General features: G+C 69.4%; 14 protein-coding genes and 1 tRNA gene. 5 read left to right on the top strand and 10 right to left on the bottom strand.

The window, feature by feature from the left end; all coding sequences use genetic code 11:
- The coding region (locus tag D7X99_RS38925) for a M13 family metallopeptidase (protein WP_147476394.1) at positions 1–2,053 on the top strand (2,053 nt) is incomplete at its 5' end.
- A gap of 26 nt (positions 2,054–2,079) precedes the next feature.
- Positions 2,080–2,328 (top strand): GlsB/YeaQ/YmgE family stress response membrane protein, encoded by a 249-nt coding sequence (locus D7X99_RS38920; protein WP_120581452.1) that lies wholly within the window; start codon positions 2,080–2,082, stop codon positions 2,326–2,328.
- A gap of 17 nt (positions 2,329–2,345) precedes the next feature.
- On the opposite strand, the gene D7X99_RS38915 is transcribed toward D7X99_RS38920, so the two are convergent.
- Both D7X99_RS38915 and D7X99_RS38910 read right to left on the bottom strand, forming a co-directional pair.
- Entirely contained in the window at positions 2,346–3,380 is a 1,035-nt protein-coding gene (locus D7X99_RS38915; protein ID WP_121782165.1) for a PA0069 family radical SAM protein, read from the bottom strand.
- A 50-nt stretch (positions 3,381–3,430) separates the two neighbouring features.
- Positions 3,431–5,092, bottom strand: a complete 1,662-nt coding sequence (locus D7X99_RS38910; protein WP_121782164.1) for a DUF4135 domain-containing protein — start codon at positions 5,090–5,092, stop codon at positions 3,431–3,433.
- A 151-nt stretch (positions 5,093–5,243) separates the two neighbouring features.
- Between D7X99_RS38910 and D7X99_RS38905 the strand changes: the two genes are divergently transcribed.
- Both D7X99_RS38905 and D7X99_RS38900 read left to right on the top strand, forming a co-directional pair.
- Positions 5,244–5,843 (top strand): TetR/AcrR family transcriptional regulator, encoded by a 600-nt coding sequence (locus D7X99_RS38905; RefSeq protein ID WP_158627144.1) that lies wholly within the window; start codon positions 5,244–5,246, stop codon positions 5,841–5,843.
- 51 nt (positions 5,844–5,894) lie between these two features.
- On the top strand, positions 5,895–6,794 hold the full coding sequence (locus D7X99_RS38900) for an SDR family NAD(P)-dependent oxidoreductase (RefSeq protein WP_121782162.1): 900 nt from the start codon (positions 5,895–5,897) through the stop codon (positions 6,792–6,794).
- Positions 6,795–6,879: 85 nt separating this feature from the next.
- Here the strand turns inward: D7X99_RS38900 and D7X99_RS38895 are convergent.
- The 3 genes from D7X99_RS38895 to D7X99_RS38885 form a co-directional block, all read right to left on the bottom strand.
- Positions 6,880–6,952: transfer RNA gene (locus tag D7X99_RS38895), tRNA-Gly, on the bottom strand.
- A 48-nt stretch (positions 6,953–7,000) separates the two neighbouring features.
- Positions 7,001–7,777 (bottom strand): hypothetical protein, encoded by a 777-nt coding sequence (locus D7X99_RS38890; protein ID WP_147476393.1) that lies wholly within the window; start codon positions 7,775–7,777, stop codon positions 7,001–7,003.
- A gap of 6 nt (positions 7,778–7,783) precedes the next feature.
- Positions 7,784–9,745, bottom strand: a complete 1,962-nt coding sequence (locus D7X99_RS38885; protein WP_121782160.1) for an ABC transporter substrate-binding protein — start codon at positions 9,743–9,745, stop codon at positions 7,784–7,786.
- Between the two features lie 215 nt (positions 9,746–9,960).
- On the opposite strand from D7X99_RS38885, the gene D7X99_RS38880 reads away from it, so the two are divergent.
- Complete coding sequence (locus D7X99_RS38880) at positions 9,961–10,806, top strand: discoidin domain-containing protein (RefSeq protein WP_233597463.1); 846 nt, start codon at positions 9,961–9,963, stop codon at positions 10,804–10,806.
- A gap of 54 nt (positions 10,807–10,860) precedes the next feature.
- On the opposite strand, the gene D7X99_RS38875 is transcribed toward D7X99_RS38880, so the two are convergent.
- The 5 genes from D7X99_RS38875 to D7X99_RS38855 form a co-directional block, all read right to left on the bottom strand.
- Entirely contained in the window at positions 10,861–11,253 is a 393-nt protein-coding gene (locus D7X99_RS38875; protein WP_120580948.1) for a zf-TFIIB domain-containing protein, read from the bottom strand.
- A 137-nt stretch (positions 11,254–11,390) separates the two neighbouring features.
- Complete coding sequence (murA, locus tag D7X99_RS38870) at positions 11,391–12,662, bottom strand: UDP-N-acetylglucosamine 1-carboxyvinyltransferase (RefSeq protein WP_120580947.1); 1,272 nt, start codon at positions 12,660–12,662, stop codon at positions 11,391–11,393.
- Between the two features lie 55 nt (positions 12,663–12,717).
- Positions 12,718–13,581, bottom strand: a complete 864-nt coding sequence (prmC, locus tag D7X99_RS38865) for a peptide chain release factor N(5)-glutamine methyltransferase (RefSeq protein WP_121782159.1) — start codon at positions 13,579–13,581, stop codon at positions 12,718–12,720.
- Positions 13,578–14,669, bottom strand: a complete 1,092-nt coding sequence (gene prfA, locus D7X99_RS38860) for a peptide chain release factor 1 (protein ID WP_120598228.1) — start codon at positions 14,667–14,669, stop codon at positions 13,578–13,580. The genes prmC and prfA overlap by 4 nt, the downstream gene beginning before the upstream one ends.
- 283 nt (positions 14,670–14,952) lie before the next feature.
- Positions 14,953–16,091: CapA family protein (locus D7X99_RS38855; protein ID WP_147476392.1), on the bottom strand; the 1,139-nt coding region annotated here is incomplete at its 5' end.

The following is a 16,091-nucleotide window of genomic DNA, read 5'->3' as shown; positions in this document are numbered from 1 at the left end:
GGCCTCCGCCCCGGCCCCCGTGGCCGCCGCCGCGCCGGCCACGCCCGCGCCAGAGGCCCCCGCCGTGCCCATGTCCGAGCGCCCCATGCCCCCGGGCCTGGACGCCGCGGTGATGGACCCGTCCGTGAACCCCTGTGACGACTTCTACCAGTACGCGTGTGGCGGCTGGCTGAAGGCCACGGAGATCCCCGCCGAGCGCGCGCGCTGGAGCCGCGGCTTCGAGACGGTGGCCGAGCGCAACCAGACCGTGCTGCGCGACATCCTCGCCAAGGCCTCGGAAGGGCAGGGCGAGGGCACCGCGGAAGAGAAGAAGCTGGGCGACTTCTACGGCTCCTGCATGGACGAGGCGAAGCTGGAGCAGTCGCTGCCCACGCTGCGCACGTACCTGGCGAAGCTCAACGGCCTGAAGAGCCCGCAGGCGGTGGCCGGCGCGGTGGCCTGGCTGCACGCGCGCGACGTGAACGCGCTGTTCCGCGTGGGGTCGGATCAGGACCAGAAGGACGCCACGCAGGTCATCGCCGTGGTGGACGCGGGCGGGCTGGGCCTGCCGGACCGCGACTACTACCTCAAGCCCGACGTGAAGATGCGCGAGGCGCGCAACGCCTACCAGGCGCACGTGCAGAAGGTGTTCGAGCTGTTGGGCGACGCGCCCTTCGTGGCCAGCCGCAAGGCCATTGGCATCCTCGCCATCGAGACGCGCCTGGCCAACGCGCGGCTGCCCAAGGAGGAGCGCCGCGAGCCGGAGAAGGTCTACCACCGCCTGGAGCGCCAGGGCTTGAAGCAGCTGGCGCCCGCGTTCCAGTGGGACACCTACTTCGCGCAGGTGGGGCTGCCCGCGGGTGAAGCGCTCAACGTGACGGAGCCGAAGTTCTTCTCGGAGGTGTCCGCGCTGGTGCGTCAGCAGCGGCCGACGGACATGGGGCCGTACCTCTCCTACCACCTGGTGAAGGACGTGCAGACGGCGCTGCCCAAGGCGCTGCGCGACGAGTTCTTCCGCTTCGAGTCCTCGGTGCTCACCGGCGCCAAGGCGGACCTGGCGCGCTGGAAGAAGTGCGTGGACGCCACGGACGAAGCGCTGCCGCACGCGCTGGCCAAGCCCTTCATCGCGCGCACCTTCGGCGCGGACGGCAAGGCCACCACGCTGGACATGGTCCAGCAGATTGAGCAGTCCTTCGAGCGCAACCTGGACACGCTGTCCTGGATGGACGCGGAGACCAAGGCGCAGGCGTTGGTGAAGGTGAAGAAGATCACCAACAAGATTGGCTACCCGGACCAGTGGCGCGGCTACGACGGGCTGACGGTGACGCGCGACTCGTACCTGGACAACGTGCTGGCGGCGGACGCCTTCGAGCAGGCGCGCCAGCTGCGCAAGGTGGGCCAGCCGGTGGACCGGCAGGAGTGGTTCATGTCGCCGCCCACGGTGAACGCCTACTACAACGCGGCCACCAACGAGATTGTCTTCCCGGCGGGCATCCTCCAGCCGCCGTTCTTCGGGCGGGACGCGTCCGCGGCGGTGAACTTCGGCGCCATGGGCATGGTCGTGGGCCACGAAATCACCCACGGCTTCGACGACGAGGGCCGCCAGTTCGACGCGGACGGCAACCTGCGCACGTGGTGGACCCCGGCGTCGGACAAGGCCTTCCGCGAGCGCGTGTCGTGCGTGAAGAACCAGTACGACCAGTACACCGCCGTGGACGACGTGAAGGTGAACGGCAAGCTCACCCTGGGCGAGAACGTCGCGGACCTGGGCGGCCTCAAGCTGGCGTACGCGGCCATGGAGTCCTACCTGGCGAAGCGCCCGGACCAGGCGGCGAAGGCGAACTCGTACCGGTTCACCCCGGGGCAGCAGTTCTTCCTGGCGCACGCGCAATCGTGGTGCTCGAAGATTCGTAACGAAGCTGCGCGGCAGCGGGCGCTGACGGATTCGCACTCGCCGGCGTTCCTGCGCGTGAAGGGGCCGGACGTGAACCTGCCGCAGTTCCAGCAGGCCTTCTCCTGCCCCGCGGGGGCGCCGATGGTGGCGCCCGCTGCGAACCGCTGTGAGGTCTGGTAAGGCTTCGGCCCTACCTGGAGGACGTCATGGGAATCTGCTCGTGGCTGGTGTTGGGCGGTATCGCAGGCTGGCTGGCCAGCATCATCAAGGGCACCAACGCCCGGATGGGGATGTTCGCCAACATCGTCGCCGGCATCGTGGGTGCCATGCTGGGCGGCTGGGTGTTCAGCTTCTTCGGTGGCCGGGGCGTGACAGGCTTCAACCTGTACTCGCTGCTGGTGGCCACGGTGGGCGCCGTCATCCTGCTGTCCATCCTGCAAGCCATCCGGAAATAGGGCCCCGGCGTCGCTGCCTAGAAGAGCGACAGCTGAGGTGAGGTGGAGGGCCGCGCGGGGCGCCGGAAGGTGTCCGGCGCGGCCTCCGTGATGGATGAGGCGCGCATGCCCACCTTGCGCGCCGCCGTCGCGAAGAGCTGGTGGATGGTCTGGGCGTAGATTCCTTCGCCGCGCATGCGGTGCTTGAAGCGGCTGTCGGTGAGCTCCCCGCCGCGCGTCTCGCGGATGCGGTGCAGCACCCGCTCCGCGCGCAGGGGCAGCTTCGTGCGCAGGCGCTCCTCGAAGACGGCCTGCACGGGGCCAGGGAGCCGCAAGAGCGTGTAGTGCGCGCGCGTGGCGCCGGCCTCACGGGCGGTGGTGAGCACCCGCGCGATGTCCTCGTCGTTGAGGCCGGGGATGATGGGGGCCACGGACACGGCCACGTCAATGCCGGCCTCCGTGAGCTTGCGGATGGTGGCCAGGCGCCGCTTCGGTGTGGCGACGAGCGGCTCCATGGCGCGCGCCAGCTCCTCGTTGTGGAAGGGGAGGCTGATGCTCACGAACAGCTTCGTCTCCGCCGCCAGCCGCTGGAGCACGTCCAGGTCGCGCTCGATCAGCACGCCCTTGGTCACGATGCCCACGGGGTTGCGGTACTCGGCGCAGACCTCCAGGCACTGGCGGGTGAGCCGGAGCGAGGCTTCCAGGGGCTGGTAGCAGTCCGTGACGCCGCTGAAGACGACCGTCTCTCCCTTCCACGACGGACGGTCGAAGGCTTCGCGCAAGAGCTCCGGGGCGTTGGGTTTGACGACGAGGCGCGTCTCGAAGTCGGTGCCCGCGCCGAAGTCCAGGTACTGGTGCGTGGGGCGCGCGTAGCAGTAGGCGCAGGCGTGGAGGCAGCCCCGGTACGGGTTGACGCTCCAGGAGAAGCAGATGTCGGGGCTGTCGTTGCTCGCGATGATGGAGCGGCTGTGGTCCTCCCAGACTTCCAGGCGCGCGGGAGGGATTTCGTCCAGGTACTCCACCGCGGTGCTGGCCCAGGGGTTGGGCGGATTGTCGACGGGGCGAGCCTTCACCTGGCAAGCGTGCGGCTGAATGCCTGTTCAGTCAAGACGTCCCTGGCCCGTCAGAGCAGCGCACCACATCCGAGCGTCGTCTCCAGCGCCGTGCGCAGCCGCTGCTTCAGCTGAGGCCGGCCCATGGTGCCCCGCAGCGGGTTCAACTTGTTGCGCACCTCCGTGAGGTTCGCCACCGTCACGCCTTGCCCGGTCGCGGCGACGTAGGTGACGCCCTGGGTCCGCAGGGGCGTGAAGAAGTGCTGGCGGTTGTGGGGTTCGAACAGGGCCCCGGGGACCGCGTTGTGGTGGCCGCCGTACCACGTCAGCCATTCGAACAGGCCCTGGCCCATGGCATGGACTTCCGTCCCCAGGGTGCCGTTCATGTTCTGGGTCATGCCCTCCGCGTGCGCGCGGCACATGTCCGTCGTCATCAGGAGCACGCGCGCCATGGGGGCGACGTTCTGGAACTGATTGAGCCAGCCGTCCACCCGGCCCGTGTTGACGGCGGTGACGATGCGGTCCACCTCCTCGCGGATGCCGGCCAGGATTTCGTTCGGGTACGTGGAGGCCTGGACCCAGGGGCCGTGGAGCGCGGTGCTGAACCCGGCGTTGACCTCCTGCTGGTCGTAGGGCGCGGACACGTTGCTGGCCTGCCACTGTCCCCGGTAGAGGTCGGTGGTGAAGACGCCGCCCACCATGCTGTGCGCCGGCGGGGCGATTTGGAGCACCTGGGACAGCGCGGCGTGGGCGATGGGGTTGTCGAGCGGCCCCGCGGGGTAGTTGAAGCCCATCTCCGCGTCGATGAGGTGGGGACCCTGGGCCGTGGCCATCACGTTCTCGTGATGCAGGTCGGTGATGCCGAACACCGCCGACACCGTGATGAGCCGGCCCAGCTTCCGGAAGTACGTGGCTTGATTCCCCAGGGCAATCTGCCGCGTCTTCGCGACCATCTGCATGTAGCCGTACTCACCCCGCGCGTGCGGAAACGCGACGATGCGGATCGCCGGCAGGTCCGCGTCGAGCGTGGTGAAGAGGCTGTCGGTGTACGGCATCAGGGCGGGGTAGTGCGTGCGGCAGATTTGATACGACTGGGGGTCGCCCATCAGCAGCAGTTGGAAGGTGAGGTCCGACGGCTTGTAGACGACCCGCCCTCCGCAGGAGAACCGCAGCAGCGCGACGCGGTGGCCCGTGTGGTGGGGATCGCTGCCGGTGACGTCCACGTTGGCGAGGCCCCCGGTGATGCTGAAGGCGTTGTTCAACAGGGCGCGGTCCCCCATGAGGCGGCTCACCAGCGAGGCGCCGAAGTCCACATGCGCCTGCACCATGTCCTGGATCATCCGCCAGACGCGATCCGCCGGAGTCTCCGCGAGCGTCTTCACCGTGCCCAGCGCGTTGCGGCCCAGGCTCCAGGCGAAGCTGAGGGGACGCAGGTTCCAGGCATTGTCCACGGCGCCCCACTCCCTGCGCGCGGACAGCCCCGCGGCCGCCGAGCAGGGGCCGTACAGGTCCATCGCCGTGCGGTGGAGGAAGTTGTTCGCCAGCAGGGTGCCCGTCTGGCTCTGGAACCCCGCCAGCTTGAGCACGCCCGCCAGCTGGCTCACGACCTGCTTGAGGGCGTCCTTGATGAACGGCTTGACCGCGTTCACGTGCGGGGGCGCGCCCTGGATGACCGCCGTCCCCATGAACGTCGTCACTTCGTTCAGCGCGTCGTTGATCTCGGTGTCGTACATGACGGAAGGGCCCAGGGGTTGGACGGGAATGTTCACTATACGGCCTTGAGAACTCCATCCGAGGGTGAACCGGGACAGGCGCGGGCGCTCAGGGTGTCCGTGGTCTTGATTGACAACATGGGCCTATGTTGTCAAAAGAGTCCATATGGCCGTGGATCCGAAGCCCCCCTCGAAGCCCTCGGATGATGCGCGGCGGCGCAAGCTGCTGGAGGCGTCGCTCGGGGTGTTCGTGCGCTTCGGCTATCGCAAGACGTCGATGGAGGAGGTGGCCCGGGCGGCGGATGTGTCCCGCCAGGGGCTCTACCTGCACTTCGCCACCAAGGAGGAGCTGTTCCGGGCTGCGGTGGAGTACGCGCTCGGCAACCACCTGGAGGCGGCGCTCGCGGCGCTGACGGCAACGGAGCGCCCGCTGGAGGCCCGGCTGGTGGCCGCGCTCGACGAGCGGTTGGGCTGCTACATCGGACAGATGGGGGCGGATGCCTCGGACCTCATCGAGACCAGCGGCGTCCTCACGGGCTCGCTCCTGGCCAGCCACGATGCCCGGTTCGAGAAGGCCCTGGCCCGGGCGCTCTCCGACTCGCCGTTGATGGCCGTCTATGCGTCCGCCGGACTCACCGCGCCGCAGCTCGCGCGGACGCTGCACGCCACCGCGCGCGGTTGGAAGCACACATGCACCTCGCGCGAAGCCTTCGTTGAGCAGATCACCGTCGCGGTGCGGATGCTGTTCGCACCGCTGCGCCAGGGCCGCTGACGCGCCCTGCCTTGTCGTTCCCTCGTTGCTTGACGCACGGAGGCCTCTCCCATGAGCGAAGCTCTACCTTTCGGTGCCCGCTCCACGGCGGAGGATGTTCTCGAAGGGGTTGACCTGAAGGGGCGCACCTTCCTTCTCACGGGTTGCAACGCCGGCCTTGGCGCGGAGACCCTGCGGGCGCTCACCGCGCATGGCGGCCACGTCATCGGGCTCGCGCGTTCGCTTGAACAGGCGCGGGAGGCGTGTGAGCGGGTAGGGGGCTCGACGACGCCTGTCGCCTGCGACCTGGGGAACGTGGCCTCGGTCCTCGCCGCGGTGGAGACCGTCCGCGCGCTGGGCCGTCCGCTGGATGCCATCATCGCCAACGCGGGGGTGATGGCTCCTCCGAAGCTCGCGCTCCGGTACGGCGTCGAGCAGCAGTTCTTCGTCAACCACCTGGCCCACTTCCTCCTCGTGAACCGGCTGGTCGACCGGGTGCCGGACCGCACGGGCCGCATCGTGGTCCTCAGCAGCAGCGCGGGCGTCAACCAGGCGCCCCGCGAGGGCATCCAGTTCGACAACCTGGACGGGCATCGCGGCTACAGGCCCGTGGCCTTCTACGGCCAGTCGAAGCTCGCCAACGCGCTGTTCGCCCGGGAGTTGTCGCGCCGGCTCGCGGACCGGGGCATCTGCGTCAACTCCCTGCACCCGGGCGCGGTGCGCACCTCGCTCACGCGGAGCGTGGGCTTTCCGCTCACCCTCATCCTTCCGGTGGCCCGGCTGTTCATGAAGTCCGTCGAAGAGGGCGCGGCGACGCAGACGCTGCTCGCCGCGAGCCCCCGCGTGGACGGCCTCACCGGGAAGTACTGGGCCGACTGCCAGGAGGCCCGGGGCCACAGGCTGTTGGAGGATGCCGCGTTCGCCCAGCGCCTCTGGACCGTCTCCGAGGACCTGTTGCGCCCTCTCGGATGAAGGGCATGGTCTCCAGGACATGGAACCCCGGAAACACGAAGGCCGGCAGTCCCGAGTTTCCTCAAGGACTACCGGCCTTCAAGTGAGCGGCGGAAGGGATTCGAACCCTCGACCCCGAGCTTGGGAAGCTCGTGCTCTACCAACTGAGCTACCACCGCAGGTGATGCGTGAAGCGGGGCCCAAGGTAGGGGCGGGGCCCTGCCTTGTCAACGGGAAGAATCGCCTGGGTCTTCCAGTGAGAAGGTCTCCGCGCACGCGGGGCATGACGCGGTTCCTCCCAGGCACCGCAGCCAGGTGGCTGCACGGGCGTGTCCCGCGTGCAGGCTCAACGCGAGCAGCTGCTCCCGGGGACTCGCCCCATCGTCCAGAGGGGCTGTGCACTCCGGTGCGGGTGTCACTGGCAGGCGGCAGGCTCCGGGCTTGAATGCGGCGTTGGGCTCCGCCGAAATGCTCATTCCTTCATCTTCGGGAAGAAGGACCAGAGGGACACCGCACTTCGGGCACTTCGTTTCCAACTGGTCGGCCGCGAGCCCGTCGATCTGGTCCCCGAGCCGCTTCCATCCGGACAGGCCTGCCAGGGCCATGAGCAGGTGGAGATGGGTCGTCAGGCGAGGCGTGGCGACCCTCAGCTCCTCCAGCGCCAACCGGCGTGCATGCGCGATGGCTGTCCGGAGGTCAGTCCGGAACTCCTCGGGCACGACATCCACGGGCCCTTCAAGCACGGTGATGCCAACGACGACCGCGCATTCCCGCCGCGTCACGGGCCCTGGATGCGCAAGGGCCACCTCCACGACGTGGGGGATCGCGGCATACGCACCCGAGCAGATCGATCCCGGGTGGTAGAGCGCATTCCAGAGTTCACCCCACCACAGGCCTTCATCCTCGGGATGCTCCCTCAACTGGCGGAGCAATCCCGGGACGTGGGAGGCAGGGCCCTTGGCCGCCTCCAGTGCATGCCACCGTGGCGAGTCGAGTGACAGCACGTCGGGCTACTCCCCCTCCTCGACGGTGAGCTGGTACGAGTCCTGGAAGTTCGCCTCGCGGTTCTTCGCGTCGCGGACCTCGAAGACGTAGACGCCGGGCTCGGCGCTGTAGCGGATGGTCTCCGGCAGGTCGCCCTTGGCGCGGTCGGACGTCTGCACGAGCGTCAGCTTCCCGTCCGGCTGCACCCGGTGCAGGTACAGCCCCACGTCCACCTTCAGGATGCCCAGCAGCGTCGCGGTGATGGCCGTGCGCACCGGCCGGTCGGACAGGTCCACCCGGAAGAAGTCCACGTCCTTCGCCGGGTACACCGTGCCGCGCACCGCCTTGCCCAACGTCAGGTCCTGCGCGCGGTCGGCGGTGTTGTTGGGCTCGCGCTCCTCGCCGCCGTTGTCCGGCACCGTCGTCACGCTGATGCGGTAGGGCTGGTCCGCGTTCTCGAAGTCCTTCACGAACTTGCCGTTCACCTTCCGGAACGAGCCCTCCACCCGGAAGTAGCAGGTGCCGTTGCACGCCACGTTGTTCAGCCGCTCCGGCTCCTTGAGAGCGCCGTCGTTGGCCTTGAGGAGCACCGTCTCCTTCTGCCCGTCACCCTGCGGCGGCTCCACCATCGACAGCGTCAGGTCCAACCGGTCCACGCCCGACAGCTCCACCTTCGCCAGCACCGGCTCGCGCGTCGTCAGCACGTAGTTGTCCACGTCCGACTTGGGCGACAGGAAGCCCTCGCGGAAGCCCGCGCCCGTCAGCGGCGTGGCCTTGAGCAGCTCGTCGTTGGGTTCCAGCTCCGCGTGCGCCCCCGCCTCCTCCTGGGACACCGTCAGCGTGTAGGGCACCTGCGCGTTGTACGTGCGCCGCTGCGCCTTGCCCGTCCCCGTCCAGCCGCCCTTCACCACCACGTAGACGACCCGGTCCGTGGCCCTCACGCCGATGTTGCGCAGCGCGAGCGGCTCGCCCTCCTTGCCCTGCAGGGTGAAGAGCGGCGCCTCCGCGGCGGACAGCACCGAAATCTCCGGCCGCACGCCCTCCACGGCGGACAACTCAATCTTCAGCGCCACCGACGGCACCTCCGGCTCGAGGGGCGGGAGGCCCGCGTCCGCCGCCTGGGCCGCCGTCGCCCCCGCCAGCTCTCCGGGCGCCGTGGGCGTCGCGCCCTCCGGCGGCTGAGCGGGCGGCTCTCCGCCTCCGAATGTGCCCTCGGGGGAGGGCGCCGCGTTGTCGTCGATGACCGGCGTCTCGTCCGGCACGGACGGCGGAGGCACGGCCGCGGGCGTCGAACCCGGAGCCGGCGCACCGGGGGCCTCGGGCGTCGAGCCCGGCGCCGGTGCGCCCCTGTCCTGGACCGCGGGGGCTTCACCCTCGGGCGTGGCGGGGCCGGGCAGCTCCACCCGGTACCAATCCTCGTCTCCGGAGTGCCCCAGGAACGCCGTCACCGTCTGCCCCAGCGGCAGCGCGGCGGCGTCCACGGCGCGGTCGTTGGGCTCGCGCTCCTCGCCGTCGTTGGGCTGGCGGTACTTCACCTCCAGCGTGTACGCCCCGCCCGTGCCCTTGCGCGCGGGCGACACCACCAGCCAGCGCTCCTTCTCCACGTAGAGGTTCGGGAGGCGCTCCCCCTTGCCCTCGCCCTCGCTGTTCACGCCCACCAGCCGGTTGCGGTCCTGGTCGTAGACGTCCAGCTTCACGTCCCCACCGGGCAGGCCCGTCACCGTCACGTCCGCGATGCGCGGGGTGCCGGGGGCCAGCCGGTACCAGTCCTCATCCAGCTTGTTGGGCTCCGCCGCCAGGCCGCCCGTCACCACGCTGTCGCGGGTAATCGGCAGCGCCTGGTCGGGCCGCTCGTTGGGTTCCTTCTCCGTGAGGGCGGAGGGGCCCGTCTCCTCCACGCCCGCGTCCGGCACCTCCGCAGGCACGTCCTTCTTGCATGCGGCCACCCCCAGCAGCCCCACGACACAGACCCAGCCCCAACGTCGCATCACGTCTTCCTCCTCGGTCGGTCCGCCTTGTCGGCCTGGGCGTGTCCGGGTGTCAAGCACCCCCAACCCCTGGCGGGCCGCTTTCATCCTCGCCCCCGGCGCGTCACGTGGACAACGCCAGGCCCCACTTCGCGGCCCGCCGCAAGGTCCGGTGCTGGCGGAAGGTGCACACCCGGACTGGAGCCCCGGGGTGGGGACGATCCAAGATGCGCCCCATGCGACGCCTGTCCCTGGCCTGCCTGCTGTTCGTGTCTCCGTCCGTCCTCGCCGCCGCGCCCGCCGCGCCCGGCTATGCCCAGGCGGAGGCCTGGCTGGAGAAGGAGGGGCGCCCGGACCACTACGTGCCCCTCAACATGCTGGACGGCCGGGACACCACCGTCTGGTGCGCGGAAGGGGAGAAGCCCTCCCACGTCTTCATCGGCTTCAAGGAGCCCGTCACCCTGGACGAGGTGCGCGTCTACACGGGCGACGGAACCTCCCGCGACGCGTTCAAGGCCAACGGCCGCGTGCGCAAGTTCACCCTCACCAGCGTGGACGCGTCCCGCAGCGTCACCGTGCAGGACAAGCGCGGCCTGCAGGCCGTGCCCCTGTCCCAGCCGCTGTTCGGCGCGCGCTTCATCCTGGAGGTCGCGGACCGCTTCCCGGGCGCCAGGGAGGACAGCCCGGTGTGCCTCACCGACCTGGTCCTCTACTCGGGCGGAAAGCCCCTCAACGGCCCCGCGCTGGCCACCCGGTACAAGTACGACGCGCGCGTGGCCCCGCTCGTGGGCACCTGGTTCGGCGGGCATGAAGGCGCCCCGGAGCGCTTCCTGTCCTTCTTCGTGGACGGCACCTGGCGCTTCTCGCTGGAGCCCCTGGAGACGCCGGAGCCCACCACTGTCGTCAGCGGCACCTACACGGTGTCCGGCAACAAGGTGACGTTGGACATCCCGAAGAAGGGCAAGGTGACGGCCCGCTTCGAGCGGACCGCCGCTGGCGAGGGGCCGAAGGCGGCCGCCGCGCTGTCGCTGGACGGGACGCTCCCCGAGGAGTGGGGAAGCGCCTTCCGCGGCAAGCCTTGAGAACGACCGGGCGCCTGGGAGAACCGGGCGCCCACCGGGCCTGGAGCCTGGGGCCTAGATGGCCGCCTTGGACTTCCGCTTCGCGTCGAAGTTGCGGAAGAAGGTGACCATCTCCTGCTCGGCGGCCTTGGCGTCCGCGGCGTCCGCGAACTCCGACTCCAGGAAGATGCCGCCGCAGGACTCGCAGGTGTCGTAGTGCAGCGGATGCTTCCGGTCGCCACCATCGATGCGTACGAAGTCCACCTGGCAGTCCGGGCACTGCCCTGTCAGGGCCTCCGCGTCGACCTTGCCCCCGAGTAGCTCCAGACCGGGCAGGTTGTTGTGAAGGAGGATGCGGCGCAGGTCCGAAACATCGGTCCACAGGCCTCCGCAGTCTCCACACTTCCGCAACGTCTCGTGATCTCCTTCGAGATCAGTCATCTCGACGCTGCAACCGGGGCAATTCATGGGGCGGCTCGTTCTCCTGAAAGGGGGGAGCGGAAGGTGCTCCCCAGTGAATGGAGAATGATAAGTCGCCCAAAAATTGGGATGCAACCCGTGCGGCGGCTTCTGTTGGCAACGTGCCGTCGGTCGGCCCCTCAGGCTCAGGCCCGCTCCTTCACCCGGCGGATGTCCGCCCCCAGGCCCCGCAGCTTGCGCTCCAGCCGCTCGTACCCGCGGTCCAGGTGGTAGACGCGGCTGACCTCGGTCTGCCCGTCAGCCCGCAGGCCGGCCAGGATGAGCGACGCGCTGGCGCGCAGGTCGGTGGCCATCACCTGCGCCCCGCTGAGCGCCTTCACGCCCTTCACCACCGCCGTGTGCCCCTGGATGGTGATGTCCGCGCCCAGCCGGTGCAGCTCCGGCACGTGCATGAAGCGGTTCTCGAAGATGTTCTCGGAGATGACGGACGTGCCGTGGCTCACCGTCATCAGCGCCATCAACTGCGCCTGCATGTCCGTGGGGAAGCCCGGGTGCTCCGTGGTGGTGATGTTCACCGACTTGAGGGACCTGGGCGCCTTGCAGCGCAGGCCCCCGCCCTCGGCGGTGATGGTGCAGCCCGCCTCGCGCAGCTTGTCGATGACCGCGTCCAGGTGCTCCGGCCGTGCGTGCTTCACCAGCACGTTGCCCCCGCTGATGGCCGCCGCGACCAGCAGCGTGCCCGCCTCGATGCGGTCCGGGAGGATGGCGTGCTCCACCGGGTTCAGGGAGTCCACGCCCTCGATGGTGATGATGGACGTGCCCGCCCCCTCCACCTTCGCGCCCATCTTGTTGAGGACGCGCGCCAGCTCCTCCACCTCCGGCTCGCGCGCGCAGTTCTCCATCACCGTGCGGCCCTTCGCGAGCACCGCCGCCATCATCACGTTCTCCGTGCCGGTGACGGTGATGACGTCGAAGTTCACCATGCCGCCCTTGAGCTGCTTGGCCCGGGCCTCCACGTAGCCTTCCGTCAGGTGGATGTCCGCGCCCAGCGCCTTCAGACCCTTGAGGTGCTGGTCGATGGGACGCGCGCCAATGGCGCACCCGCCCGGCATGGACACGCGCGCCCGGCCGAAGCGCGCCACGAGCGGCCCCAGCACCAGGACGCTGGCGCGCATGGTCTTCACCAGGTCGTAGGGGGCCTCCGGGGTGATGTTCCCCGCGATGCTGATTTCACACGTGTCCGCCTTCTTGCCGGTGAGCCGCGCGGCCTCGCAGCCCATCGTGCGGAGCACCTCCAGCATCGTGGCCACGTCCGCCAGGTCCGGCACGTTGCGGAAGGTGGTGGTGCCATCCGCCAGCAGCGCGGAGGCCAGGATGGGCAGCGCCGCGTTCTTCGCGCCGGAGACCTCCACCTCGCCGTGCAGCGCGGTGCCACCCTTCATGACGATCTTGTCCATGTCTTTGACGTGCCTTCTCGTGCGTGCGGCTGCCGGGCCGCGTGTCCCGTGGCCGTCAGGCCGCGGGCTGTGTCCCGAACGCCATGCGTTCACGCCGTTCCAGGTCCTTCTCCACGCGCGCGTCGGAGTAGCCCGCGGCCCGCAGGAGCTCCAGGACGGCGCTTCCCTGGGTCTCACCCATCTCCAATGCAAGCAGTCCGCCAGGCTCCAGCACCCGGCGGGCGCCCTCAATCACCCGCCGCAGCGCGACCAGTCCGTCCGGCCCGCCATCCAGCGCCAGCCGGGGCTCGCGCCGCACCTCGGCGGACAGCCCGGCGATGTCGCCCGAGTCGATGTACGGCGGATTGGACACGACCACCCGGAACGTCGCGTCCGGGGGCAGGGGCGAGAACAGGTCTCCCTCCAGCACGCTCACGCGCTCGGCCACGCCCAGGGCCTGCGCGTTCTCAAGGGCCAGCGCGCACGCGTCCTTGGACAGGTCCGTGGCCAGCACCGTCGCCTGGGGCCGCTCCGCCGCCACGCTGATGGCGATGCAGCCGGAGCCCGTGCACACGTCCAGCACGCGGGAAGGCGCGTCCTTGGGCACCGAGTGCAGCACCGCCTCCACCAGCAGCTCCGTCTCCGGCCGGGGGATGAGCACGCGCGCGTCCACCTTGAACGGGCGGTTGTAGAACTCCTTCGTGCCCGTCAGGTAGTTCGTGGGCTCGCCCGCCATCCGGCGCTCGATGAGCGCCTTGAAGGCGGCCAGCTCGTCCTTGGACAGCGGCCGGTCCAGGTCCACGTACAGGCGCACCCGGCCCGTCTTGAGCACGTGCGCGAGCAGGATTTCCGTCGTGAGCCGGGGCGCGTCCACCCCGCGCTTCTCGAAGTGCCCCGTCGTCCAGGTGAGGAGCCGACGGATGGTCCAGACGTCGCTCATGCTTCGCTGGCGGGACGCCCGCCGCCCGTCTGCGCCTTGAGGGCTTCTGCCTGGTAGTGGGTACGGCAGGCGGTAATCACTTCGTCCACGTTGCCCACCATGATGGCCGGCAGGTTGTGCACGGTGAGTCCGATGCGGTGGTCGGTGAGCCGGTCCTGCGGGAAGTTGTAGGTGCGGATCTTCTCGCTGCGGTCGCCCGTGCCCACCTGGCCGCGGCGCATGGAGTCGCGCTCGTTGCGGATGCGCTCCTGCTCCATGTCGTAGAGCTTCGCGCGCAGCATGCGCAGGGCCATGGCGCGGTTCTTCCCCTGGCTCTTCTCCTGCTGGCACTTCACCACGATGCCGGACGGCTTGTGGATGAGGCGCACCGCGGAGTCCGTGGTGTTGACGCTCTGGCCACCGGCGCCCGTGGAGCGCATCACCTGCATCTCGATGTCCGCGGGGTTGATCTGCACGTCCACGTCCTCCGCCTCCGGCATCACCGACACGGTGATGGTGGAGGTGTGGATGCGCCCTTGCGTCTCCGTGGCCGGCACGCGCTGGACGCGGTGGACGCCGGACTCGTACTTGAGCTGGCTGAACACGGCGTCCCCGGAGAGCGTCACCGTGGCGTCCTTCACGCCGCCCGCGTTGCCCGCGCTCATGTCCAGGATGTCCGCCTTCCAGCCCTTGCGGTCCGCGTAGCGCAGGTACATCTGCATGACCTCTTCGGCGAAGAGGGCCGCCTCGTCGCCGCCCGCGCCCGCGCGGATCTCCAGGATGACGTTCTTCTCGTCATTGGGATCCTTGGGCAGCAGGAGGATCTTCAGCGCGGCTTCCTGCTCCTCGCGCTGTTCCTTGAGGCCCGGCAGGGACTCCTTGGCGTAGGCCTTCTCGTCGGGGTCGGAGCTGGACAGCCATGCCTCCACCTCCGACAGGTCCGCCAGCACCTTGCGGTAGCCGCGGAAGGTCTCGACGAGCCTCTCCAGCCCGGCGCGCTCCTTGGACACCTTCTGGAGCTTCGCCGTGTCGGCGAGGATATCGGGGTTCGACAGGTCGGCCGTGAGCCGCTCGAAGCGGCGCTCGACCTCTTCCAATTTGTCAATCATGCGTGGTTCCCGGGGCGTCTTGCCCCGTTGGGCGCCCCGTGGCAAGGGCCGAGGGCGTCAAGGAAAACCTTGGCCGTATGGGCAGCGGCATGTAAGAACGGCCCCCGTTGCCGCCCGGTGCGGCTTGAATCACGCTCAACACGGAGTCCTTCACATGGCCGCACAGAAGGGGAATCGTTCCAAGAAGAAGCTGAAGAACCGCGCCAAGACCCGGAAGGCGCAGCTGAAGCGCCGCCGCACGCGCTTCAAGCGCGGCCAGCGCAACAACAAGTAGTCCTGGAAGCTACTGCCCCCCTCTCACACTGGAGGAGGGGGGCGGCTGGCTCCCTGCTCCCCCGGCTTCCCCTTCTTCCAACGCCGGGAGCATTCGCTCCAGCCCCTGTGTCCCCTGCGACGCGGTGCGCAGCAGCGTCATCACCCCATCGGCCTCGGCACCCGTGACGGGCACCGGCTGAACGGGGAACTCGGGGTAGCGGTCGGTCCTGAGGGGCAGCACGTCACTGGAGACATAACCCGTGGAGTCGAAGCGCGCCCGCCACAGGACGCTGCGCTTGTCCCGGGGGTTCCAGTTCCCGCCGAACACGAAGTTGCCCAGCGAGTAGAGCACCGGCTTGCCCTGGTACAGCTCCATGGACTGGAGCACGTGCGGGTGGCTGCCCAGCACCCCCGCCGCCCCCGCGTCGATGGCCGCGTGCGCCAGCCGGACCTGGTACGGCTCCGGGGTGGTGTTGCCCTCGATGCCCCAGTGGAAGAAGGGCAGCACCAGGTCCGCCTGGGCCTTCGCCGCGGCGATGTCCTCGCGCAGCATCCGCTCCATCACCTCCACGTCGGAGAAGTGCCCGGCCACACCCGGCGTGGTGTCCGTGGCGTAGACCTCCCGGGGTTCGATGTTGCGCGTGCCCAGGAAGAAGTAGCCCAGGAACGCCACGCGCAGGCCCCCCACGGTGAGCACGGCCGGGCGGCGTGCCTCCGCCAGGGTGCGGCCGGCCCCGAAGTAGGGGATGCGCGCGGCCTCCAGGGAGGTGAGGGTGTCCAGCAGCCCCTGCGCGCCGTAGTCCATCAGGTGGTTGTTGGCCAGGCTCACCACGCCCACCCGGCCCGCGGTGAGCACGTTCACCAGCTCCGGCCGAGCGCGGAAGTTGAAGTTCTTGGGCAGCTTCACCGTGCTGTCCGTGTACGGGCACTCCAGGTTCACGACGAACAGGTCGCCGGAGTCCACGATGGGCCTCACCTCGCGGAAGCCGTACGCGAACATCTCCTCGCGCGTCCTCCCCTTGGCCACCTGATCATCGAAGTACTCCTCGTAGTGGTAGCCCACCGTCACGTCGCCGCCCACCACCAGGGTCACCGGGCGGGCGGGGGCTGGAGGGGTCGGCTGGCCAGCGGGATGTCCGGTATCGGACCCGGCCGGAGGGGTGGAAG

It is taken from the genome of Corallococcus sp. AB032C, from assembly GCF_003668935.1.
Lineage (GTDB): Bacteria > Myxococcota > Myxococcia > Myxococcales > Myxococcaceae > Corallococcus > Corallococcus exiguus.
Note: the sequence above shows the minus strand (reverse complement) of the source record. Positions and strands in the feature narration are given on the sequence as shown.